This is a genomic window from Streptomyces sp. AC627_RSS907, assembly GCF_019049165.1.
The window spans coordinates 1-599 of record NZ_JAGMUE010000787.1 but is presented as its reverse complement, the minus strand read 5'-3'; the positions used below and the strand labels follow the sequence as shown (position 1 = coordinate 599).

Sequence of the window (599 nt, the reverse complement as noted above, 5' to 3'; positions counted from 1 at the left end):
CCCCGAACTTACCGCCGGCACCCTCGGCACCCTCGCGCTGCTCCAGGCGATGGGCGACGTCGGCCTGGACGCCCCGCTGTGGTGCGCCACCCGGGGCGCCGTCTCCACCGGCGAGGCCGACCCCGTCACGCACCCCGCCGCCGCCCCCGTCTGGGGCGTCGGCCGGGTGGCCGCGCTGGAGTACCCGCAGCGCTGGGGCGGCGTCGTGGACCTGCCCGCCGACGCCGGCGAGCGGGCCCAGCGCGCCCTGGCCGCCGCGCTGGCCGGCGGCGCGGGCGAGGACCAGGTCGCGGTGCGCCCGGCCGGCCTGTTTGCCGCCCGCCTGGTGCGCGCGGGCGGCGCCGACCGCCCCGCGACCGGCGCCTGGCGCCCGGGCCCCGGCACCGTCCTCATCACCGGCGGCACCGGCGCGCTCGGCGCGCACGTCGCCCGCTGGCTGGCCCGCGCCGGCGCCCAGCACCTGCTGCTCACCAGCCGCCGCGGCCCGGACGCGCCCGGCGCCGCCGCACTGGAGCGGGAACTGACCGCGCTCGGCGCGGCCGTCACGGTCGCCGCGTGCGACGCCGCCGACCGCGACGCGCTCGCCGCCACCCTCGACG

Annotated in this window: 1 protein-coding gene; it reads left to right on the top strand. The window is 83.0% G+C overall.

Annotated features, from left to right (window positions below; genetic code table 11):
• The coding region (locus tag KUM32_RS38650) for a KR domain-containing protein (protein ID WP_217146470.1) at positions 1 to 599 on the top strand (599 nt) is incomplete at both ends.